General features: G+C 68.3%; 20 protein-coding genes and 1 pseudogene. 15 read left to right on the forward strand and 6 right to left on the reverse strand.

Annotated elements, in window-relative coordinates:
- Positions 1-6: 6 nt before the first annotated feature.
- Positions 7-987, forward strand: a pseudogene (locus tag ACWELJ_RS12010) (RNA polymerase sigma factor); the annotation flags it as partial.
- Positions 988-1030: 43 nt separating this feature from the next.
- Here ACWELJ_RS12010 and ACWELJ_RS12015 read toward each other — a convergent pair.
- The gene (locus ACWELJ_RS12015; protein WP_452366173.1) at positions 1031-1897 is read right to left on the reverse strand and encodes an SGNH/GDSL hydrolase family protein; all 867 of its coding nucleotides are present in this window, start codon (positions 1895-1897) and stop codon (positions 1031-1033) included.
- Between the two features lie 307 nt (positions 1898-2204).
- Here ACWELJ_RS12015 and ACWELJ_RS12020 point away from each other — a divergent pair, with 307 nt between their 5' ends.
- The 7 genes from ACWELJ_RS12020 to ACWELJ_RS12050 all read left to right on the forward strand — a co-directional run bounded on the left by ACWELJ_RS12020 (position 2205) and on the right by ACWELJ_RS12050 (position 11310).
- The gene (locus tag ACWELJ_RS12020) at positions 2205-2456 is read left to right on the forward strand and encodes a hypothetical protein (RefSeq protein ID WP_452366174.1); all 252 of its coding nucleotides are present in this window, start codon (positions 2205-2207) and stop codon (positions 2454-2456) included.
- Positions 2457-2503: 47 nt separating this feature from the next.
- Positions 2504-5986: a protein kinase domain-containing protein gene (locus ACWELJ_RS12025; RefSeq protein ID WP_452366175.1), complete on the forward strand. Its 3483-nt coding sequence runs from the start codon at positions 2504-2506 to the stop codon at positions 5984-5986.
- Positions 5987-6553: 567 nt separating this feature from the next.
- Positions 6554-7717: a low temperature requirement protein A gene (locus tag ACWELJ_RS12030; RefSeq protein ID WP_452366176.1), complete on the forward strand. Its 1164-nt coding sequence runs from the start codon at positions 6554-6556 to the stop codon at positions 7715-7717.
- Between the two features lie 114 nt (positions 7718-7831).
- Positions 7832-8494 carry a DedA family protein gene (locus ACWELJ_RS12035; protein WP_452366177.1) on the forward strand — a complete coding sequence of 221 codons (663 nt, stop codon included), beginning with the start codon at positions 7832-7834 and terminating at the stop codon, positions 8492-8494.
- 52 nt (positions 8495-8546) lie between these two features.
- On the forward strand, positions 8547-9476 hold the full coding sequence (locus tag ACWELJ_RS12040) for a cytochrome c oxidase assembly protein (protein WP_452366178.1): 930 nt from the start codon (positions 8547-8549) through the stop codon (positions 9474-9476).
- Positions 9477-9662: 186 nt separating this feature from the next.
- The gene (locus ACWELJ_RS12045) at positions 9663-10364 is read left to right on the forward strand and encodes a hypothetical protein (protein WP_452366179.1); all 702 of its coding nucleotides are present in this window, start codon (positions 9663-9665) and stop codon (positions 10362-10364) included.
- Positions 10365-10626: 262 nt separating this feature from the next.
- Positions 10627-11310, forward strand: coding sequence for a hypothetical protein (locus ACWELJ_RS12050; RefSeq protein ID WP_452366180.1), 684 nt, complete (start codon positions 10627-10629; stop codon positions 11308-11310).
- Positions 11311-11415: 105 nt separating this feature from the next.
- Here ACWELJ_RS12050 and ACWELJ_RS12055 read toward each other — a convergent pair whose 3' ends face one another.
- Positions 11416-11700, reverse strand: a complete 285-nt coding sequence (locus ACWELJ_RS12055) for a DUF2631 domain-containing protein (RefSeq protein WP_357092747.1) — start codon at positions 11698-11700, stop codon at positions 11416-11418.
- 93 nt (positions 11701-11793) lie between these two features.
- Between ACWELJ_RS12055 and dxr the strand changes: the two genes are divergently transcribed.
- The 3 genes from dxr (at position 11794) to ACWELJ_RS12070 (ending at position 14689) form a co-directional block, all read left to right on the forward strand.
- The gene (dxr, locus tag ACWELJ_RS12060; protein WP_452366181.1) at positions 11794-12933 is read left to right on the forward strand and encodes a 1-deoxy-D-xylulose-5-phosphate reductoisomerase; all 1140 of its coding nucleotides are present in this window, start codon (positions 11794-11796) and stop codon (positions 12931-12933) included.
- A 24-nt stretch (positions 12934-12957) separates the two neighbouring features.
- A complete protein-coding gene (locus ACWELJ_RS12065) occupies positions 12958-14160 on the forward strand; it encodes a M50 family metallopeptidase (protein WP_452366182.1) in 1203 nt (400 codons plus the stop codon).
- 118 nt (positions 14161-14278) lie between these two features.
- The gene (locus tag ACWELJ_RS12070; RefSeq protein WP_452366183.1) at positions 14279-14689 is read left to right on the forward strand and encodes a hypothetical protein; all 411 of its coding nucleotides are present in this window, start codon (positions 14279-14281) and stop codon (positions 14687-14689) included.
- Positions 14690-14847: 158 nt separating this feature from the next.
- On the opposite strand, the gene ACWELJ_RS12075 is transcribed toward ACWELJ_RS12070, so the two are convergent.
- Both ACWELJ_RS12075 and ACWELJ_RS12080 read right to left on the reverse strand, forming a co-directional pair.
- Positions 14848-15279 carry a YbhB/YbcL family Raf kinase inhibitor-like protein gene (locus tag ACWELJ_RS12075; protein WP_452366184.1) on the reverse strand — a complete coding sequence of 144 codons (432 nt, stop codon included), beginning with the start codon at positions 15277-15279 and terminating at the stop codon, positions 14848-14850.
- Positions 15280-15295: 16 nt separating this feature from the next.
- The gene (locus ACWELJ_RS12080) at positions 15296-15838 is read right to left on the reverse strand and encodes an HNH endonuclease signature motif containing protein (protein WP_452366195.1); all 543 of its coding nucleotides are present in this window, start codon (positions 15836-15838) and stop codon (positions 15296-15298) included.
- Here ACWELJ_RS12080 and ACWELJ_RS12085 point away from each other — a divergent pair.
- Positions 15837-15896, forward strand: coding sequence for a hypothetical protein (locus tag ACWELJ_RS12085; protein ID WP_452366196.1), 60 nt, complete (start codon positions 15837-15839; stop codon positions 15894-15896). The genes ACWELJ_RS12080 and ACWELJ_RS12085 overlap by 2 nt on opposite strands.
- Positions 15897-16085: 189 nt before the next feature.
- Here the strand turns inward: ACWELJ_RS12085 and ACWELJ_RS12090 are convergent, their stop codons facing one another.
- A complete protein-coding gene (locus ACWELJ_RS12090) occupies positions 16086-17324 on the reverse strand; it encodes a S8 family peptidase (protein ID WP_452366185.1) in 1239 nt (412 codons plus the stop codon).
- A 168-nt stretch (positions 17325-17492) separates the two neighbouring features.
- Positions 17493-18128, reverse strand: coding sequence for an endonuclease V (locus ACWELJ_RS12095; protein WP_452366186.1), 636 nt, complete (start codon positions 18126-18128; stop codon positions 17493-17495).
- Positions 18129-18383: 255 nt separating this feature from the next.
- On the opposite strand from ACWELJ_RS12095, the gene ispG reads away from it, so the two are divergent.
- From ispG to ACWELJ_RS12110, 3 genes are all read left to right on the forward strand, one after another.
- Complete coding sequence (ispG, locus tag ACWELJ_RS12100) at positions 18384-19517, forward strand: flavodoxin-dependent (E)-4-hydroxy-3-methylbut-2-enyl-diphosphate synthase (protein ID WP_452366197.1); 1134 nt, start codon at positions 18384-18386, stop codon at positions 19515-19517.
- Between the two features lie 157 nt (positions 19518-19674).
- Positions 19675-20538 (forward strand): GNAT family N-acetyltransferase, encoded by an 864-nt coding sequence (locus ACWELJ_RS12105; protein ID WP_452366187.1) that lies wholly within the window; start codon positions 19675-19677, stop codon positions 20536-20538.
- Between the two features lie 89 nt (positions 20539-20627).
- Entirely contained in the window at positions 20628-22415 is a 1788-nt protein-coding gene (locus ACWELJ_RS12110; RefSeq protein WP_452366188.1) for a penicillin-binding transpeptidase domain-containing protein, read from the forward strand.
- Positions 22416-22458 lie beyond the last annotated feature (43 nt).

The following is a 22458-nucleotide window of genomic DNA, read 5'->3' on the forward strand; positions in this document are numbered from 1 at the left end:
GCCGGGATCTGGGACGACGACGCGTCCCCGGACCTGCGCCGGGCGCGAAAGGACGCTGGGCTCACCGCGAGTGGGGATTCGACGCGGGCGTATCTGAAGCAGATCGGCCGGGTACCCCTGCTCTCCGCGGAGGAGGAGGTCGATCTGGCGGTCCGGATCGAGGTGGGTCTGTATGCGGCGGAGAAGCTGCGGATCGAATCCGAGGCGCCGTCCGGTCTCACCGCCGCGCATCGCCGCGATCTGACCTGGATCGTGCGCGATGGCGTCCAGGCCAGGGATCATCTGCTGGAGGCGAATCTGCGCCTGGTGGTGTCGATCGCCAAGCGGTACACCGGGCGGGGGATGGCCTTTCTGGATTTGATCCAGGAGGGCAATCTGGGTCTCGTGCGCGCGGTCGAAAAATTCGACTACAGCAAGGGATTCAAATTCTCGACCTATGCCACGTGGTGGATTCGCCAGGCGATCAGTCGGGCCATGGCCGACCAGTCCCGCACCATTCGCATTCCCGTGCACATGGTGGAGATCATCAACAAGCTCGGACGCCGGCAGCGTGAGTTGCTGCAGGAGCTGGGTCGCGAGGCCACGCCCGAGGAGCTCGGCCAGGAGTTGAACATCACCGCCGCGCGGGTGCTGGAGATTCAGCGGATGGCCCGGGAACCGATCTCACTGGATCAGACGATCGGCGACGACGGCAGCAGCCAGTTCGGCGACTTCATCGAGGATTCCGAGGCCGTCGTCGCGGTCGAAGCGGTGGCGTTCACCCTGCTGCAGGAGCAGCTGCAGGCGGTGCTCGGCACGCTCAGCGAGCGTGAAGCCGGTATCGTGCGCCTGCGTTATGGACTGGGCGACGGGCAGCCCCGCACCCTCGACGACATCGGGAAGATCTACGGCGTCACGCGTGAGCGGATCCGGCAGATCGAATCGAAGACGATGTCGAAGCTGCGTCATCCGTCACGTTCACAGTTGTTGCAGGACTATCTCGAATAGTGGGGCCGGGCGGATGGGCCGCGCCCGGTTCTCGGATCCGGTTTCAGAGGGTGGCGATCATCTGCTGCGCGGTGGCGGCGTGGCCGTACTGGTTCGGATGGAATTGCGCGCCTTCGCCATTGTCGACGGAGGTGCCGTTGACCCAGCGGTCCGGGATGGCCTCGCAGACGTCGTGGCCGTCGTAGAGCTCGTAGGTGCTGAAGTAGGTGGTGCCGGGCTGGGACCTCAGCATGGTGTTGAGGCCGCCGATCACGCTGTCGCGGATCCAGTCGGCGTCGGCGGCGAGAACCGGCTGGCGGCCCGCGCACAGGGAGGCGTTGTCGGGCAGGATCTTCGGGTAGCCGACCAGAACTATGCGGGCCTGCGGGGCCTGGGCGCGGATGGCGGCGAGCAGCTGGGCGAGTTTGGCGGCGGTCGTGGAGAGGCGTCCCGGCATCTCCGGGCCGTACTTGTTCTTGCAGCCCGCCACCAGTTCGGCGACCGCTCCCGCACTGCCGCTGGCGCTGCCCGTCGCGAGACTGCCTGTGCCGCTGCCTGTTCCGATGGTGCCCGCGAGCACGCAGTCCTTGACAAGCTGCCCGAAGCCGACATCGTTGCCGCCGACGCCCAGGGTGACGAGGGTGGTGTCCGAGGTGACGGCGGAGAGCTGCGTGCTGGTCACCGAGTCGATGGTCGCGCCACCACACGTGACATCGGTGAGCGCATACCCGCGCTGCGCCGCGAACAGATGCGCGTAATTGCGATCCGACCGCGAACAGGTCTTGTCGAGAATGTTCGAGATACCCACCCCCGCCGCATACGAATCTCCGAGCGCCACATACTTTCCGCTGTCAGCGCCGGCGGGCGTGATGCCGGTCAGCGAGGCGGCGGCGACCATCGCAATTGCGGAGAGGCAGTGTTTCAGTTTCACGAGAGGGTCCTGGTGCGGAGTGGGGAGGGGATCGCCGCCGACCCTAGAAGATGACCTACCACCGAGTAGGTTGGTTGGCTGAATCGTTATCGAATCCGGCCCGCCACCGCTGCGCGGTCGACGAGCCTCGAGGGATCGTCCGACCTCCTCCTCGGTGCGAGCGCTAACCGGATTCTCTTGCGGCGCACGGCAACTCGAAACCGAATTGGCGCGTGCGGTTGCTGGTTCGAGCGGATGGGTCGAACGCGGGGGTGCGAAGTTTTCGTATTGCCGCGGTGTCGCCGGAGCACGGCGCAGCCTGGATGTCATGAACGCACAACGAAGCCGAATGGACTCGGCGACACGGCCGTTGAAGCGGGCCGCCGCGGCGGCCCGGCTGGAGATCGCGGTCGCCGATCTGCCGGAACTGGGTGGTGGCTGGACGGTGGGGGAGGTGCGGCGGCTGCGGCGGGAACGCCCCGATTGGCTCGATGACGCGCGGCGGCGTTTCACCGGGCACGGGCCGCGCGGGCGGGCCCGGGTGCGCGGGGATCGCATTGGTCCCGCCGGCGGGCGGTGATCGGCTTATGCTCGGGGTGACTGGCTCGTTCGGGTATCGAGGTCGCCGTGGCGCATGTCGATCCGTTTTCCACGCGCCGCGACGGGACCCTCGGGTACGCGGCGGAACTGGAGGCTGCCGGATTCACGGACGCGGTCGAGGTCGGCCGCGGGGGATTCGGGGTGGTCTACCGCTGTTTACAGGCATCGCTGGCGCGCACGGTCGCGATCAAGGTGCTCACCGCGGACCTGGAGTCCGACGGGCTGGAGCGATTCGTGCGTGAACAGCTGGCCATGGGCAAACTGTCGGGGCACCCCAACATAGTGCCGGTCTTCGAGGTCGGATCCACCGATACCGGGCGGCCCTACATCGTGATGCCCTTCCACGCGCACGGATCCCTGGACGCGCGGATCCAGCAGCACGGGCCGGTGGACTGGCCGGAGGTGCTGCATTTCGGGGTGCGGCTGTCCGGAGCGCTCGAGACCGCGCATCGGCGCGGACTGCTGCACCGGGATGTGAAACCGGGCAATATCCTGCTCACCGAATACGGGGAACCGCAGCTCGCCGATTTCGGAATCGCGCGGGTGACGGGCGGATTCGAGACCGCGGCGGGCATGGTCACCGGGTCGCCCGCGTACACCGCGCCGGAAGTGCTGCAGGGCCAGGCCCCCGACGTCACCGCCGATGTCTACGGGCTGGGCGCGACCCTGTTCTGCGCCGCGACCGGGCACGCGGTGTTCGAACGGCGCAGCGGTGAGCAGTTGGTCGCGCAGTTCGTGCGGATCACCAAGCATCCGATGCCGGATCTCACCGGGGAGGGCCTGCCCGCCGACCTGACCGCGATGATCGAGTCCGCCATGGCGCGCGAACGTACGCAGCGGCCCGCCTCGGCAGCCGAATTCGGTGCGGCGCTGCGCGAATTGCAGGAGCGGCACGGGTTCCCGGTCGACGAGATGCCCGTCCCGGTGCCCGCCGAGGAATCGACGACGGTGAACCCGGCGCGCACGCCGAGTCCCGCCACCCCGACCCAGGGCGGTCGCCGCCGCGGGCGCGTCACCACGGCCACGCCCCCGGTTCCGGCGACCCGCCTGCGGCCGCCCACCATCACGCGTGCGCTGGTGGAACGGCCCCGCCTGATCGACGCGTTGCGGGCGGGCAGCGACCGCCGGCTCGCGGTGATCCACGGCCCCACCGGTTTCGGCAAGACCACCCTCGCCGCCCAGTGGTGCGCGAGCCTCACGGCGTCCGGCGGCTCGGTGGCGTGGCTGACCGTCGACAGCGACGACGACAATGTGGTGTGGTTCCTGTCCCACCTGATCGAGGCGGTGCGGGCGGTGCGTCCCGCACTGGCCCGCGAGCTCGGTGAGCTGCTCGAGGAACACGGGGACGAGGCCGGGCGGTTCGTGCTCACCTCGCTGATCAACGACATCGACCGCCGCGGTGAGCAATTGACCGTGGTCATCGACGACTGGCACCGGGTCACCGACTCGAGGACCCAGGCCGCGCTGCGCTTCCTGATCGAGAGCTGCAGCCCGGTGCTGCGCATGGTGGTGACCAGCCGCCGTCAGACCGGCCTGCCCATGAGCTCCATGCGGGTCCGCGACGAACTGGTGGAAATCGACACCGCCGCTTTGCGTTTCACCGTGGACGAGGCGTATCGGCTCCTGGTCGAACTGGGCGGGCTGGACCTGGACCGCGGTGACGTGGAGGACCTCACCGAATCCACCGGCGGCTGGGCGGCGGCCCTGCAACTGGCCGCGCTGTCGTTGCGCGGCAGCGACGATCCCGGGCAGCTGATCGGACGGCTCACCGGCCGCCACCACGCCATCGGCGAATTCCTCGCCGAGAACGTCCTCGAAACCCTGGAACCCGGGGTACTCGACTTCATGGTCGCCACCTCGATCACCGAACGCACCTGCGGCGACCTGGCTTCCGCGCTCACCGGCGCGCCCGACGGGCAGGCGCTGCTGGAACACATCGAACAGCAGGACCTGTTCCTGCGCCGCGTCGACGGCGGCGACTGGTTCCAATACCACCAGCTGTTCCAGGACTTCCTGCGCCAGCGCCTCGAATACGACCGGCCCGAACAGATCGACGACCTGCATCGGGCCGCGTCGCGGTGGTTCGCCGACCACAAGTGGGTGAGCGAGGCCGTCGACCACGCCTTGCTCGCCGGAGACGAGCAGCGCGCCGTCGAGATCGTGGAGCGCGACGGCATGTCGCTGCTGGAGTACGGCCAGATGGCCAGCCTCATCGGACTGGTCAACAAGCTGCCGCCCGCGGTCATCGAAGCCCATCCGCGGCTGCAACTGGACCTGGCGTGGGCGAACATCCTGCTGCACCGGGCCCCGCAGGCCGAACGGGCGCTGTTCCTGGCCGAATGCACGCTGGACAGCGGTGAGATCGACCCGCGGACCTCGGCCCGCCTGCACGCCGAGGCGGGCGTGGTGCACGCGGTGGTGACCGTGCGCGCCGATGTGCTCAACGGCGTGGAGGACTGGCTCGCACCGTGTTTCGGCATGGCCGACGAGCTGTCGCCGTATGTGGTGGCCATCGCGGCCAACTGTGCCAGTCTGGCCGCGGGCTACCGCTACGACTTCGAGGAGGCGGTCCGGCTGCAGGAATGGTCCGAGCCGTACATGCGCCGGAATCGGGGCTTCTACAACAACGTTCACGGACTGTGCTTCCTGGGCTTGGCCGCCAGCCTGCAATTGGAGATCCCCAGCGCCGAGCGGTACTTCCGCAAGGCCCTCAAGATCGCGAAACAGTCCTCCGGCAGCCACTCCTACGGCGCCCGCCTGGCCGGTTCGCTGCTGGGTGAACTGCTCTACGAGCGTGGCGAATTGGCCGAAGCCGAACGACTGCTCGACGAGGGCTACAAGCTCGGACCCGACGCGGGCGTGGTCGATTTCAAGCTGGCCCGCTACGTGGTCGGCGCCCGCGTGAAGGCGCTGCGCGGTGATCGCGCCGCCGCCATCCGCCGCCTCAACGAGGGTGCGCGCGTGGCCGAATCGATGTCGCTGCCGCGCCTGCGCGCCGAAGTCGAGAACGAGCGCATCCGCCTGGGCCTGCCACCCCATCCCGAATACGGCCCGCTCCCCGTCGTCGACTACGCCCACCGCCGTGCGCCGACGGACCCGATCGACGAATTCACGGTTCTCTACGAGGAATTCACCGCCATCCGGCTACTGCTCGCCGAACCCGCCGCCGAATCCCGCGAACTGGCCCGCACCTGGGCCCAGGAGTGGGTCGACGAACTCGAAGCCGTCCGCCGCCCTCGCGAACTCCTCAAAGCCCGCCGCCTCCTCATCGCCTGCCTGGCCGCCACCGGCCGCACCACCGAGGCCAAAACCCTCCTCGCCACGGTCGCCGCCCAATGCGCCGAACACGGCTCGGTCCGCTACCTCCTCGACGGCGGCCCCCACGTGGTGGCCACCCTGTCCGCCCTGGCCGCCGACCAGTCCGCCGGCCACTGGGACCCCACCTGGCCCGAAGTCCCGCCCGCCTTCCTCCGCACCCTCGTCGAAGCCGAAGCGGCCCAGACGATCTAGCCGCCGCGCGACCAGCGGTCGGCCGCATGCCCGCCATCCGTGCTGCTGGCCATCAGTACCCGGTGGGACGATCGCCGCCCCCCGATGGGTCGATTCGATTGTCGCCGTGATGGCGAGTTCACCCGGTGAGGTACGGCTGCCGGCCGGCGTGACGACGTTCGTGCCGGATGCGGGCCGTGTGCCATCGGTGCGCCGCCGTGCACGCGACGGGAACGGATCGCATCCGGCAGACACGGAACTCGTCGAGACGTTGATGCTCGGCAGCGTCGCCGACCGCGAGACCGCGCGGCTTCCTCGCCGGGTCGTCGGTGGGCGTGGAGCGGTCGCTCGCCGTCTTGACCTATCCCGCAGTGCGATCCGGGGTGCCAGGACATTCCTGTGCGACCAGCTGCGCCACGGCCCGGTCGACGGATGGGCCGCCGTGCTCGCTCGACATGGCAGTCGGTGTCCGCGGTGTGATCGGTGTGATCGCCGGGTGTGACCGGCGCGGCGCAGGTCGGGCAAAACGGTCATGTGGTGTGACTAGAGTGAACGCGCTGGAAATGGTGCTAGGCAGGGAATACGGGTGTGACTGAACCTCTACGTGAGGCGCATGAGCGGGCCAGTTGGGCGGAGCTGTTCTTCGACCTGGTGCTGGTGTTCGCGGTGACGCAGGCCGCGCATGTGGCGGTGGCGGGGGAGAGCTGGGGCGCGGTCGGGCAGACGGTTCTGCTGCTGGCGATCATGTGGTGGTCGTGGGTGGGGACGACGCTATCGGTGCACGGGGTCGAGGATTCGAATCGGCAGCGGATCTTCCTGTTCGCCTGCGGGCTGTGCATGTTCGTGATCGCCATCGCCGCACCGCACGCGTTCATCGGGCGGGCGCTCCCGCTGATCCTGGCGGTGGCGCACCTGGTGCTGCGGCTGCTGTTGTGGGTCGAGATGCGGCGCAAGCGCGCGTTCTCGCAGGCGGGCGTGTTCGGCAGCTGGGTCAATCCGTTCACGATCACCCTGGTCGCGGCGGTGCTGCTGGTGATCGCCGCGCTGGTCCCGGCGGGCGCGGCGCGCAACGCGCTCTGGATCGTCGCGGTGCTCTTGGCTTTCGGCGGTCCGGCGCTGCTGGCGCGGCGGATGGAGTCGGTGCGGTTCGGCGCGACGCATCTGCCGGAGCGGTTCGCCACCTTCGTCATCATCGCGCTCGGCGAGACGGTCGCCTCGGTGGGTTCGCAAGCGGCGGAAGCACATCTGGGTGCGATGTCGTGGGTCGCGGTGGTGCTGATCTTCGTGCTCGGCTGCGGCCTGTGGTGGCTGTACTTCGCCTACGGGTTCTCCGCGGTCGAGCATTCGTTGCGCACCAACCAGGTTCGCGGCACCGTGGTGCGGGAGGTGCTCAGCTACGGCCACCTGCTGCTGGTGATCGGCCTGGTCGGGGTGGCGGTCGGCGCGCGCAGCATGGTCGAGCATCCGACCGGGACCGCGCACGGCGTCAACGCCTTCCTGCTGCCGATCGGCGCCACCCTGTACGTGTCGACCTTCCTGTTCACCCGCTGGCGCATGTTCGGCGCGGCCACCCTCGGTAGGTTCCTCGCCGCGCTGGTGCTGGCGGCGTTGACCCTCGCCTCGACGCTGCTGCCGGAGATCGCGACGCTGTCCGCGGTGACCGCGGTCCTGGTCGGCCTGAATGCCTGGGAGCACTGGGTGGTTTCGACCGGACAGCCGCTGCTGCTGATGACCCGCAAGCGGGCGAGCTGACGCCTCGGCCCTCGACCTCGTGAGCCGGACCGGCGCCACCCGAAAATCGTTGCGGCCGCCCCGATCGTGCGACCGGCCCGACGGGTGACCGGCCCCGTCGGTACCGTGGCGGACATGAATTCGCTGCTGCACCGGATCCTGGATATCGCGCCGGTCTGGGTGTACCTCGTCGTCGCGCTGCTGGTGTTCGCCGAGGACGCGATCTTCATCGGTTTCGTCATTCCCGGCGAGACGGCCGCGGTGCTCGGCGGCGTGGCGGCCAGCCAGGGCCACGTGCAGCTGTGGCTGATGATCGTGCTCGTGATCGCCGCAGCGATCCTCGGCGACAGCGTCGGCTACGAGGTCGGCAAGCAGGTGGGCCCGAAACTGTTGCAGGCCTCGATCCTGGACCGCCACCGCGGCCGCCTCGACAGCGCCCAGGACTACCTGTCCCGCCGCGGCGGCTGGGCGGTGTTCCTGGGCCGCTTCACCGCCTTCTTCCGCGCCATGATGCCCGCGCTGGCGGGCACCTCCCGGATGCCGTACCGCCGCTTCCTGATCTTCAACGCGATCGGTGGAATCGTGTGGGGCGCAATCTTCGTGGTGCTCGGCTTCGTCGCCGGACAGTCCTACGAGGCGGTGGCCAAGACCGTCGGCCGGGATCTGGCGCTGGGCGCGGCGGCGATCGTGGTGGTCGCGCTGATCGTGTGGAAGCTGCGGGAACGCCGCCGCGAACGCTCCTTCGAAGCCGAGTACGAGGCGTCCCACGCCGGCCCGATGACCCCCGAAACCGACTGATTCCCAGCGATCTCCCAGGGAGCGCCGCGACCGCACCGCGCATACTGGGGCCGTGGTTGCGATCGACACACCGCTGCGACTGAGCGGACTGGTCAGCGCCTGGCGATGGGACGCATCGACGGCGCTGGTCACGGCGTTGCTGGGCCTCGCCTACGCGACATGCTTCGTGCTCGGCCGCCGTCGCGGCGAACCGCTTCCGGTGAGCCGGGCCGTGTACTTCGGCGTCGCCGGGCTGGGGGTGTGGCTGTACTCCGGTCTCGGGATGCCCGGGGTGTATTCCGACACCCTGTTCTGGGTGCGCGCGCTGCAGGTGCTGTTGCTGCTGTACGTCGTGCCGTTCGCGCTCGCGGCCGGAGCGCCGTTCACCGTGTTGCGCGCGGCGCTGGGCCCGGCGGGACGCAAACGCCTGGACGCCATGCTCTCCGGCGAGGTGGCCCGGCTGCTCACTCACCCGGCCACCGCGTCGATGCTGATCCTGCTGTTGCCGTGGGCGCTGTTCCTCTCGCCCTGGTACGAGGCGGTGTTGCGGCACGGCATGGTCGACGCGGTCACGCGAATCCTGGTGGTGGCCATCGGGTTCGTGTATTTCTACTCCCGCCTGCAGATCGACCCGGTGCCGCGGCATTTCACGCAGGGGCTCTCGCTGCTCATCACGATCGGCGAGTCGCTGGCGGACGGCATTCTGGGCATCGTGCTGTGGCTGGGTCCGCTGGTCGCCGCCGGGTACTACGGTTCGCTCGGCCGCACCTGGGGGCCGGATGCGCGCCTGGATCAGACGATCGGCGCGGGCGTCCTGTGGCTGCTCGGGGATCTGCTCGGCCTGATCTACTCCCTGGTCGTGATGCGGCGTTTCGCCGACGACGAGAAGCGCCAGGCGGGCGAAATGGACGCCGAACTCGATGCCGTCGAGGCCGACGAGCCGTTGTCCACGGGACTGTGGTGGGAGAACGATCCGCAGCTGCGGGAGCGCTTCCGCCGCTGATCGCGGGGGCTGTGGTGGCCCGCGTCACCGGTTCCTTCACTGAGTGATGTTCGCTATCAAAAGGCCATTCGCAAGCTATTTCTCAGTACTTTCTTATTGGACGCTCGATCAGGTTGCTCGAACTGCGTCCCTTCCGATCTTCCGGGCCAACCCGGTGGAAGTCCGCCCGTAAGAAAGCCAGAAGTCATGCAGTTCAGCAAAATTGCCGCTACCTCCGCACTGGTCATCTCGGCCCTCGGCGTCACCGCCGGTATCGCCTACGCCGAGCCCACCCCGGCCCCCGTCCCGGTCCTGCCCTCGCTGATCGACGGCGTGAACCAGGGCATCGGCCAGGTCGCCCCCGCCATCCACTGGAACGCCCGCATCGAGGGCGATGCCATCGTCGTCGACACCGACCGGGGTTCGATGACCACCGACAACGGTCAGCTCCAGGTCCGCGATGACAACGGCATCGTGGTCGCCGCGGTCCCGCTGTCGTTCACCGTCGAGGATCTCGACTACCCGATCCAGGCCACCGTCGAGGGCCTGCGCGCCACCCTGACCCCGAATGCCGATCGGTCCGCCGCGCGCCCGACCACCCTGCCGCTGCACGAGGTCACCAGCGACCGGCAGGCCAGCTTCGACGACGCGGTGTCGGCCGCGGCCACCCAGTTCGGCCTGGCCACCGCCATCGGCACCCTGGTCGGCACCGTCATCGGCGGCACCCTCGGCCTGCTGATCGGCGGCCTGGCCGGCGGCGGCGTGCTGTCCATCCCCGGTGCGCTCGCCGGTGCCGCGACCGGTATCACCCTGGGTGCGGCCGCCGGCCTCGTGCTGGTCGGCGTGCCCGCCGCGATCATCGTCGGCATCATCTTCTTCAACCGCATCAACAATCCGGCCGAGCAGTAGTCGGAAGTTCGCGTACCGCGACCCGCGGCCATGCCTCTCGAATGGGGTGTGACGCGGGTCGCTTCGTATTCTGAGAAGTTGCTCAGGTCACCGAACACATGGTCGGCAAACGCCCGCTTTACGCAAAACATACGTTCTGGACCGTTTTCGCCACGATTTGGCAACAAGTAGGCAACATTTGCTGACTTATCTTGTCTCGGGTGCTCGATGAGGACCTCGCTCCCAAGAGGGAAGCGCCCAGTGAAGAAAGCGACGAAAAGTAATGCGTTTCAAGAAGTTTGCCGCCACCTCGGCTCTCGCCATCGCCGCTGTCGGCGTCTCCGCCGGCACCGCCTACGCCGCTCCGGCCGCCGCCCCCGAGGGCATCCACTGGGACACCAAGATCGAGGGCGCGTCTGTCGTCCTGAAGACCGACGCGGGCTCGCTCACCACCGAGAACGGTCAGTTCCAGGTGCGCGCGGCCGACGGTGCGGTCGTCACCCAGTTCCCGCTGAGCTACGTGACCGGCGATGTCGCCCACCCGGTCGCCGCCCAGATCGACGGCAACACCGCCACCTTCACCCCGAACCTGGACCCGGCCGCCGCCTTCCCCGCCCCGGCGCTGCCCGCTCCCGCGCTGCACGACGTCGCGAGCCAGGCCGACCAGGACGCCGCCATGTCGGCCGCGGTCAACCAGTTCGGTCTGTCCACCTCCATGGGCACCCTGCTGGGCACCCTCATCGGCGGTGTCGCCGGTTGCGCCCTCGGCGCGGCGGGTGGCGCCATCGCCGGTGTGGTGATCATGTCGGTGCCGACCGGCATCGCGGGCTGTGTCGCCGGCGCGGCCATCGGCATCCCGCTGGGCGCCGCGTCGGGTCTGGTGCTGACCGGTGTGCCCGCGGCCATCGCGGTCGGCATCGGCCTCTACAACCGCATGACCGCTCCGGACTCCGCCCCCGCCAACTGAGGCGGTAGCTCCACCGGTCGCGACCACAGACCGGCGGACGACACAAATTCGGTCCGGATCGCGTGCAGGGCGATCCGGACCGAATGTCGTTGTGGGGCTACGCGACTAGCGCGGGCGACGCGACAGGATGGAGTCGCGGATCAGGATGACCGCCAGGCCCGCCGCGAACAGCACGAGCGCGATATAACCGACATTGCCGGTACCCGACGAGCTGCCCTGCTGGTTCTCGAACAGCATGGTCAGCAGGATCACGACGACAACCCAGCCGGCGATGCGGAAGGTCCGGCGGGACTCGCCGCTCCAGCCCCACGCTGCGGACGGAACCTCGGCGGTGTCGACCTTGGTGACGACCTCAGAGGGGTGCGCGGGTTCCAGTTCCGTGGCGGCCACTGTGGCTCCTTTACGGCTCGAATCGATTGCTGGCCAATATCGTGACATACGACCCAGCGTCGTAGCGACCAGGGGGCGGGGGACAATAGGCGCGTGTCCGACGTTGTGAGAGTTCTGCTGCTGGGCAGCACCGGTTCGATTGGTACGCAGGCACTGGAGGTGATCGCCGCCAACCCCGACCGCTTCGAAGTGGTGGGCTTGGCCGCGCGCGGGGGAAACACCGAACTATTGGCGAGCCAGATCGCGGCCACCGGCACCACCAATGTGGCGGTCGCCGACGAGGCCGCGGCGGCGGAACTCGGTGTGGCGCTGGCGGGTCCGGACGCCGCGACCGAGCTGGTGCGCCGCACCGACGCGGACGTGGTGCTCAACGCGCTGGTCGGCTCGCTCGGGCTGGAACCGACCCTGGCCACCCTGGAGTCGGGGCGGCGACTCGCCCTGGCCAACAAGGAGTCCCTGGTGGCGGGCGGCTCGCTGGTGACGCGGGCGGCCAAGCCGGGGCAGATCGTGCCGGTCGACTCCGAGCATTCGGCGCTGGCCCAGTGTCTGCGCGGCGGGCGCGCCGACGAGGTGTCGAAACTGGTGCTCACCGCCTCGGGCGGGCCGTTCCGGGGCTGGACCACCGAGATGCTGGAGTCGGTGAATCCGTCCGAGGCCAAGACCCATCCGACCTGGTCGATGGGTCCGATGAACACGCTCAATTCGGCGTCGCTGGTCAACAAGGGCCTCGAGCTGATCGAGACGCACCTGCTGTTCGGCATCGACTACGACGACATCGACGTCACCGTGCACCCGCAGTCGATCGTGCACTCCATGGTCACGTTCACAGACGGCTCGACGCTGGCGCAGGCCAGCCCGCCCGATATGAAGCTGCCCATCGCGCTGGCCCTGGGCTGGCCGGACCGGGTGCCGGGCGCGGCCGCCGCCTGCGACTTCTCCACCGCCTCGACCTGGACTTTCGAGCCGGTCGACAACGAGGTGTTCCCGGCCGTGGAGCTGGCCCGCAGCGCCGGCAAGGCGGGTGGCTGCGTGACCGCTGTCTACAACGCCGCCAACGAGATCGCGGTGCAGGCGTTCCTGGACGGACTCATCCGATTCCCCGGCATCGTGCGAACCGTCGCGCGCGTCGTGGAGTCCGCCGACCGCTGGGCCGCCGAACCCGGTAGCTTGGACGAGGTGCTCGCGGCCGATACGTGGGCGCGCGACACCGCTCGCACGATCGTGCGCGGCTGACTGCAGGAGAGGGCTCGTAACCGGATGGTCTACGCGATCGGCTTCGCACTGTTCGCCCTCGGGATCACGGCCTCGGTCGCCCTGCACGAATGCGGTCACATGTGGACCGCGCAAGCCACCGGCATGAAGGTGCGGCGCTACTTCATCGGTTTCGGGCCCAAGGTCTTCTCGTGGCGGCGCGGCGAGACCGAATACGGTCTCAAGGCGCTGCCGCTGGGCGGCTTCTGCGATATCGCGGGCATGACCGCCCTCGACGAGCTCGAGCCCGAGGACCTGGACCGGGCCATGTACCGGCAGGCCACCTGGAAGCGCCTGCTGGTCATGTCCGGCGGCATCCTGATGAACTTCCTCATCGGCTACATCCTGATCGTGATCCTGGCCGTCGGCTGGGGCCTGCCCCGCTTCGACCAGCCCGCGGAAACCCAGCTCGGCAAGCTCGGCTGCGTCTCCGACATGACCGCCGACCAGAAGCTGCTCGACTGCACCGGCACCGGCCCCGCGCAGTCGGCCGGTCTCCGGCAGGGCGACAAGGTCACCAAGGTCAACGACGTCCCGATCAAGACGTGGAAGGAATTCCGCGCCGAGACCGAGAAGCAGACCGGCCCCTTCACCTACACCTTCGAACGCGACGGCAAGACCATGACCGCCCCGGTCACCCCCCAGATGGCGGTCGTCTACCCGGAGAAGAACGGCACCCCCAAGACGGTCGCCAAGGTCGGCGTCGGCCAGGACTTCTACGGCCCCGTCCAGTACAACGTGCTGTCCGCGATCCCCGCCGCCGGCGCCTTCACCGGCCAGATCGCGGTCCGCACCGTGCAGTCCCTGGCCCAGATGCCCGCCAAGGTCGTCGACCTCTGGCACGCCGTCACCGGCGGCACCCGCGACCCCGAAACCCCCGTCTCGGTCTACGGCGCCTCCAAGATCGGCGGCGAAACCGCCGAACACGGCCTCTGGTCCATGTTCATCCTGACCCTGGCCTCCCTGAACTTCTTCCTCGGCGCCTTCAACCTGCTGCCCCTGCTGCCGCTGGACGGCGGCCACATGGCGGTAGTCATCTACGAGAAGCTCCGCAACGTGTTCCGCAACCGCAAGGGCCTCCCCGACGGCGCACCCGTCGACTACCTGAAGCTGCTGCCCGCCACCTACGTGGTGGTGGTGCTCGGCGGCGCGTACATGATCCTCACCCTGGTCGCCGACATCGTGAATCCGGTCAAGCTGTTCCCCTGACGGCGGGATCCGGTTGTGGCCGTTACGATGTCGGCGCCGGCCCGGTTGGTCCAGGAGTCGTGATCCAACGGGCGGCGCGTGATCTCGTTGGCGGCTGGTAGCCGGGAGGGGCTTGGACATGAGGGTTACGGCGGGGATTTTCGGATTGCTCATCGCTGTCGCCGGGGCGGTGATGATGTGTATCGGCTATATGGCACAGCATGATCTGCGGGACGCTTCCGCGGGAAACAAGATGGCCCTGGGTTGGAATTGCCAGGCGAATCGGAACAACCCCACGATGCAGGACTGCTCATGGGGTTGGTGGGATGGGCATGAATTCACCCGCGGTGAGGACACGCTGCCGACCCACGAGCGCTCCGGTGAACTCAACGGCGATGTCGTGTTGATCGGCGCCGCGCTGTTCGTGGGTGGTTTGGTTTTGACCGGTGGTTCACTCGCGGCCGGGAGCCGGACGGCTCCCGTGATGGCCGCGGTCGCTCCGGCGCAGCAGGTTCATTCTGCTGCGGCGCAGTGGCCCGGCGCTCACTGAACCGAGACGCGAGATCTCACCGGTCGCAACCGGATCCCGTCATGAGCGCCCGTAGAAGCCGTCGATTCGGCCGCGGGCGTGGGCGTGGGCGGCGGCCAGGACCAGCTTGGGCTTGGCCGAATCAACGGGCTTGCCTTCGATGTCGGTGAGGGGGTCGGTCAGGGCGAAGAGCTCGAGGCGTAGCGGTGTGGGCCGTGGCCCTTGATGGGGGAGGGGCCCATGCAGCCGCGGCCCCAGTCGGAACGCAGCAGTTGGACTCCGACGGGTGTCGTGGTCTTTCCCAGTGCGCCGCGCCGCAATTCGGTGACTGCCGGTTCGAGCAGTGCGACGCAATGCACGAAGGGGGTCGAGCCCGGGGCGCCCGGGTCTTCGATCACCAGTAGCAGTTGGGCGCTGCCCTCGGGCGGGGTTGACCACGTCGACGCGGGAAACTCGTCCTTGCCGCCGATCCGATTCCCGGCGTGGACGTCGGGCAGGGTGGATTCGTGTACGAAATCCGCGCTGGTGGCCGTGATTTCCGTGGCGGCGAACAGGCCTGGCCGATTCCAGGCCAGTCCCACGTCGCCCGCGCGCCGGGATCGGCGGGACACGGCTCCCGGCCCGGCGTCAGCCCAGGTCCGGCAGGGCAGACGAGGCGACCACACTCCCCGTTGTTCTGCGTACGCCAGCAGGAGACGAGCAGCGCGGTTTCGACGAAACCCGTGAACGCCACGTGCGGCAGCTCGAATCGACCGCAGCAGCGATCACCTGACCCACGTGATGACGCTCGTTCACGCGCGGGGTGCCGGTGGGATCGAGGCTCTTCGGAGCAATCCACCCCGTACGTCCGGGGAACGGTGAATCTTCACCCATCACAACGATTTTCCAGCCATCAGGGCCGTCGTTGATCAACGCGTGGCAGTGATCACACGCGAACGCCAGATTATCGATATCAGTGGGGCCGCCCTTGGCCCAGTCGGTGATGTGGTGGGCGGCGCACATATTGGCCGGTTGTTCACACCCTGGTCGGGTGCATCCTGTGTCGCGGGCCAGGAGGGCGAGGCGTTGGGCTTCGCTGGCGGTGCGCCGTGAGCGTTGCAGGTAGAGCGGCATCCCGTCTCCGTCGAGGACCGCGATCACCGGATGGAGCCGAGGCGGTGCGACCAGCATCGACAACCTCCAGATCCTGTGTCGCGGCTGCAACCTGGCCAAGGGCGCGCGAATGTGATCGCGCCCGAGGCCGCGAGGTCAGCGCTTCCAGATGCCGCTGGCGAGGAATCCCACGCGTTCGACCCCTTGCGGAATTGCAGCGCTCGTACCCGGCTGATCGAGACTCGCCCTCGCAAACCGTGACCGGCATGGCAGGGCGCCGTGCCCGAGTTCGGGCACGGCGCATCGTCTGTCGCGCAAGTGGCGGTTACAGGCCGCCGGTGTTGAGGAGTCGGTTCACCGTGGGGGTGGTGCCAGGGGCGGGGTTGAGCTTGGGCAGCACCACATCCTTGGTGGATTTGTCCTTGATCCACTGGGTGACGGTCTGCCAGGGGGCGTCGCCGTAAGTAGCCTTGTACAGGGCCCCGACGCCGGCGACCAACGGCGAGGCGAATGATGAACCACTGGCCTTCACATAACCGCCATTGATCGACGGGAAGGGAACGTCTTGGCCGGGCGCGTACAGCTGAACGCACTGTCCCCAATCCGAGTTCGGGGTAGCGCGGTCGGTGATATCCGTATATGCGACCGCCACCACTCCGGCCGCATCGGCGGGCGAGCCCAAGCATGCGTCGGTGTTGCGATTACTCGTGGAATTCGCGATGAACAGGCCGGAGTCGGCGAGCGCATTGAATACGCCACGAAGATAGGCATTGAGTGCGAGGTCCGCCCACGAGTTGCTGCCATTGATATTGAATGACATGTTCACCACGGCGGGCTTGTGGTGATTCGCCTGCACCCAGTCGGAGGAGGCGAGCAGGGATGAAAGATCTGCGGTCCCATCGCATGCCGCCATCCGGACCGACACCAGCTTGACCTTCTTGGCCACGCCGAACTTGGCGCCGCCCAGCACGCCGGCGACGCCGGTGCCGTGCTGGTAGTTCGCGCAATCGGGGGTCGGCGGGGTACTGACCCGCGACATGCCCTCGGAGGCGCGTCCTTCGAAGTCAGGGTGGTTCACGTCGATGCCACCGTCGATGACGTAGGCCGTGACGCCCTCCCCGGTCGCAGTCGCGCTGTAGCTTCCGTCCAGCGGCAGCGCGGCCTGGTTGATCCGATCCAGTGCCCACCCCGGGCCCGGTTCGTCGGTCGGGGTGTAGCCGTTGACCGCCGAGGCCGTCAGAATCTTCCGATCCTCGAGGATCATGTCGACGCCCGAATCATCCTGGAGCGCTTCGAGCTGATGCTTCGAGAGTTTCGCGCTGAAGGACCGCAGCGCGGTCGACTTCACATCGGGATCGTGGATCTTCGCATTCGACAGAATCGCGTCGAGGTTCGCCCCATCTTTCACGGAGACGATATAGACATCCGGGATTCTCTTGCCCGGTTCTGCCTGGTTTACGGGAACCTTCGGCTTGTGCTCGACAGGGTCGGCAGCGGCGGGGATTGCCGCTACGGATGGTACGGAAAGCGCCGCGACCAGCAGCGCCAACCAGATCTTCTTCACGTGAATGAATCTCTCTTCGGATATTGGCCAGGGAAATTCTCGACCGCTCTGGGAACGTACAGATTCCGAATGGAGAAATGAAACGTTTGCGCTTCAATATGATCTTGGTCACGCGGACAAAATGTGGTAATCGGCCTGTGTGAGATTTCTGCTACGGAGGCGGCTCGGCTATTTTCCGGCGACACATTCGCGGAGGACCCGGCGGCAGAGGTGGTCGGCTCGGCGGGTGGTTTCGGGCTGGCGGAACTCGGGGGTCAGGGCGAGGACCTGCGCGCATGCCGTGTCCAGGTCGATGAGGTGACCGACCGAGACGAAGACCGGTTTGACCCCGGTTCGGGTGCGGAGCGCGCGGCCGACCGGGTCGCCGTCGAGGGTGATGATCGATGACGAGCCGCGTTCGAGGCCCGGTTCGTCGTAGTCGCCCCAGGCGTTCTTGGCGACGCCCACCGTGGGGATGCCGGTCAACAGGCCCAGGTGGCAGGCGAAGCCGAAGCGGCGGGGGTGGGCCAGCCCCTGGGCGTCGCAGATGATCAGATCCGGTGTGATGGTGAGGGTTTCGAGAGCGGCGACGGTGGTGGGGAGTTCGCGGAAGGCGAGCAGGCCCGGGACGTACGGGAAAGTGGTGGTGCCGCGGGCGGTGGCGGTTTCCACGGTGTCCAGGGTGGTTGCGTCGAGGACCACGATGGCGGCGGCCACATTGCCGTGGTCGTCGTAGGCGGAATCGAGGCCGGCGATCGTCCGGAAACGCGGTGGCCGGGGGTTCGCGGGGATCACCGCGCTGCGTAGCCGATCTTGAAGTGCCACTGCCTGTTCCGGTGTGGACGGCCACGCACCGGGATTCGCTACCTTCACTTCTCGGAGCGTAAACCTTCGCGTCGATTGCTACGAATATGAACTGTAGGTCCCGGCCGCTTCCGAGTCCCGCTTCCGGCGCGGGTACCGTTGTCGCCGCCGTCACAGGGCGACCGGTATTCGAGCCTCGGTAAGCTCGGAGCCGGTAAGGGTGAGGAATCAGTGGAAAGTAGGCAGCCGATCGTGAGCAGTGCCATCGCATTGGGGATGCCGGCCGCACCGGCGGCCGTCCTCGCACCACGGCGCAAGACGCGCCAGCTGATGGTGGGCAATGTCGGAGTGGGGAGCGAGTTTCCCGTCTCGGTTCAGTCGATGACCACCACCAAAACCCATGACGTCAACGCCACCCTGCAGCAGATCGCGGAGCTGACCGCGTCCGGCTGCGACATCGTGCGCGTCGCCTGCCCGCGTCAGGAGGACGCGGACGCGCTGGCGACCATCGCCAAGAAGTCGCAGATCCCCGTGATCGCCGACATCCACTTCCAGCCGCGCTACATCTTCGCCGCCATCGACGCCGGGTGCGCCGCGGTGCGCGTCAACCCCGGCAACATCAAGGAGTTCGACGGCCGCGTCAAGGAGGTCGCCAAGGCCGCCGGTGACGCGGGCATCCCGCTACGCATCGGCGTCAACGCCGGTTCGCTGGACAAGCGCCTGCTCGAGAAGTACGGCAAGGCCACTCCCGAGGCGCTGGTCGAGTCCGCGCTGTGGGAGGCGAGCCTGTTCGAGGAGCATGGCTTCGGTGACATCAAGATCTCGGTCAAGCACAACGATCCGGTCGTGATGGTCGAGGCCTACCGCCAGCTCGCCGCCCAGTGCGACTACCCGCTGCACCTGGGCGTGACCGAGGCCGGTCCGGCGTTCCAGGGCACCATCAAGTCCGCCGTCGCCTTCGGCGCGCTGCTCAGCGAGGGCATCGGCGACACCATCCGCGTCTCGCTCTCGGCCCCGCCCGCCGAGGAGATCAAGGTCGGCTCGCAGATCCTGCAGTCGCTGAACCTGCGCCCCCGCAAGCTGGAGATCGTCTCCTGCCCGTCCTGCGGTCGCGCCCAGGTCGACGTCTACACCCTCGCCAACGCGGTCTCCGCGGGCCTCGAGGGCATGGAGGTCCCGCTGCGGGTGGCCGTCATGGGCTGCGTCGTGAACGGTCCCGGCGAGGCCCGCGAGGCCGACCTGGGTGTCGCCTCCGGCAATGGCAAGGGGCAGATCTTCGTCAAGGGCGAGGTCATCAAGACCGTGCCCGAGCACCTCATCGTCGAGACCCTCATCGAGGAGGCCTTGCGCATCGCCGAGGAGATGGGCGACGAGGCGGGTTCCGGCGCCCCGGTGGTCACCGCGGGCTGACCCACTCCGATCGACACGGCCCGGCCCGCGCGGCACTCGCGCAGGACCGGGCCATCGCCGTCTCCGATCCCGCTGGGCGAGCGATATTTTCGCTGGTCGCCGGGCGGCTGGTGGCAATCTTGCGGCGCGTGGCGGGAAGTTCTGGCAGGCTGTGAGCGTGCGGAGTGTGCTGGAGCCGACTCGCCGGGGCCGGACGTCCGGGGCCCGTCAGCTCGCGAACCGCGACCTGACGCAGGTTCTGCGTGTGCTCGACACCGATCCCGTGGCGACCTGCATGGTGGCCGCGCGCCTGCAGGAGTTCGGGCTGGATCAGCGCGGCGTCTACGGCGAGTTGTGGAGCAGGGGTGGGCCGGAGGACTCACTGTGCTTCTCCGGGGCGAATCTGGTGCCGCTGCGCGGCGGCCGCGAGGATCTGCGGGCGTTCGCGGAGAAGGCGGTCAAGAACCCGCGGATCTGCTCGTCGGTGGTGGGGCGGCGTGAGCTGACGCTGCCGCTGTGGGAGTTGCTGGCCGGGCACTGGGGGCCGCCGCGGGAGCTGCGCGCGGATCAGCCGCTGCTCGCGCTGGATCGGCCCGCGGGCATCGCCCCGGATTTGCGGGTGCGCCGGGTGCGGCCCGAGGAGATCGATCGGTACCTGGTCGCGGCGATCGCCATGTTCACCGAGGAGATCGGTGTCGACCCGCGCACCGGGGACGGTGGGCGCAGTTATCGCCGCCGGGTGGCGGGACTCATCGAATCCGGCCGGGCCTGGGCGCGTTTCGAGGACGGTGAGGTCGTCTTCAAGGCGGAGGTCGGCGCGTTGTCGCGACGCACCGGGCAGATTCAGGGCGTATGGGTCCATCCGGACAAACGGGGCGAAGGGTTCGGGACCTCCGGAACCGCCGCCGTGGCCAATGTGGTGGTGTCCTCCGGGCGCACGGCCAGCCTGTATGTCAACTGCTACAACGAGGTTGCGCGCCGCGCCTACGCGAAGGTCGGCTTCCGGCAGATCGCCACATTCGCGACAGTGCTGCTGGATTGACCGAATTTATTGTGATGTCGGCGTGAAATCCGTTCCGGTGCAGTGTGTCGCGCCGGTTTGCCAGTAGTTGGCTCCTAGCATCGGATCCGATGTCAACTCGGGTCTTCTCCACGCTGATCGCCGCCACGGTCGCGCTCGCCGCGGTCGGCTGCTCCTCGGGTCCCCAGGGGCCCGTCCAGGCCGCCGAGGCCTTCGTCTCCGATTTCGCCGACCACGATGTGGACGCGGCCGCCGACCGCACCAGCCAACCCGAAAAGGCCCGCGCCGCACTCGGTTCGGCGTGGGACCAGCTGCAGGCGGAGAAGCTGGTGGCCAGCACCGGCGCGGCGCGGATCACCGGCGACACCGCCATCGTCGACTACACCTACGAATGGCATCTGCCCAAGGACCGCGTCTGGACCTACAAGGGGCAGCTGCAGATGGGCCGGGCCGGCGGCCAGTGGCAGGTGCGCTGGTCGGCCGCCGACATCCACCCGCAGCTGGGCAATACCCAGACGCTGCAACTGCGTTCGAATCCGGCGCCGCGCGCCCGGGTGAACGAACGCTCCGGCGGGGACGTGCTGGTGCCGGGCGCGCTGTATCGGGTGCAGTTCAAACCGTCCGCTTCGTCCGATCCGAATGGCGTCAGCATCGCGCTCGCGAATGCGTTGCGCCGCTTCGACGAGAAGATCGACGCCGCCACGCTGCTGCGGACCGCGCGCCGCGCCGACGGACCCTACACGGTCGCCCAGCTCTCGGAATGGGAGTTCGGCGAGGTCGATTCGGTCCTGATGGGCTTGTCCGGGGTCACCTTCAACAAGGAATTCGACCTGGTCCCCACCGACCGCCACTTCGCCCCGGACCTCATGACCCAGATCCGCAAGACCGTCATCGACGAGGTGGACGGCAAGGCGGGCTGGAGCGTGGTGACCGTCAACGCCAATGGCGTCGACACCGACGTGCTCGAGGAGGTGGACCCGCAGACCTCCCCGTCCTTCTCGCTCAGTGTCGACCGCTATGTCCAGAACGCCGCCCAGCGCGCGGTGGACGTCCGCAAGGAACAGGCCATGATGGTCGTGGTGCAGCCCTCGACGGGCGCGATCCTGGCGGTCGCCCAGAACGAGGCCGCCGACAAGGACGGCCCGGTGGCCGCGACCGGTCTGTACCCGCCGGGCTCGACCTTCAAGACGGTGACCGCCGCCGCGGCCATGACCGCCGGCCACGCCACCCCCGACACCGTGGTCCCGTGCCCGAGCCAGATCGTGGTGGGGGAGCGCACGATTCCGAACTACGACCTGTTCAGTGTCGGCAGCGTGGCCATGGCGACCGCCTACGAGCGCTCCTGCAACACGTCCTTCGCCAAATTGGCCTCCGAACTCGAGGGCGACGATCTGCGCACGGCCGCGGCCGCCCTCGGCCTCGGCCTGGACTACACGATCGCGGGCCTGCCGACGGCCTCGGGCTCGGTGCCCGCCGACCACGATCTGGTGCAGCGCGCCGAGGACGGCATCGGGCAGGGCAAGGTGCTGGCCAGTCCGTTCGGGATGGCGCTGGTGGCGGCGACGGTCGCGCACGGTTCGGCGCCGACGCCGTACCTGATCGCGGGTCATCAGACCCAGGTGTCGGGGGACCGGCCGCAGTTGAAGCCGGAGGTGATCGACGGCCTGCGATTGATGATGCGCAAGGTGGTGCTCGGCGGTACGGCCGAGCGCATCGTCGATCAGGGCGAGGTGTACGGGAAGACCGGTGAGGCCGAGGTGGACGGCGGTTCGCATGCGTGGTTCATCGGATACCGCGGTGATCTGGCCTGGGCCACCCTGGTGGTGCGAGGCGGCAGTTCCGACAACGCCGTGGCGGTGACCCGCGATATGGTCGCGGCCCTGCCTGCCGGGTATTGAGGCCGCTTGGCGGCTCGATCGAGGAGGGTCTCGGGGTCTGTGC

The sequence above is a fragment of the Nocardia sp. NPDC004582 genome (genome assembly GCF_053602115.1).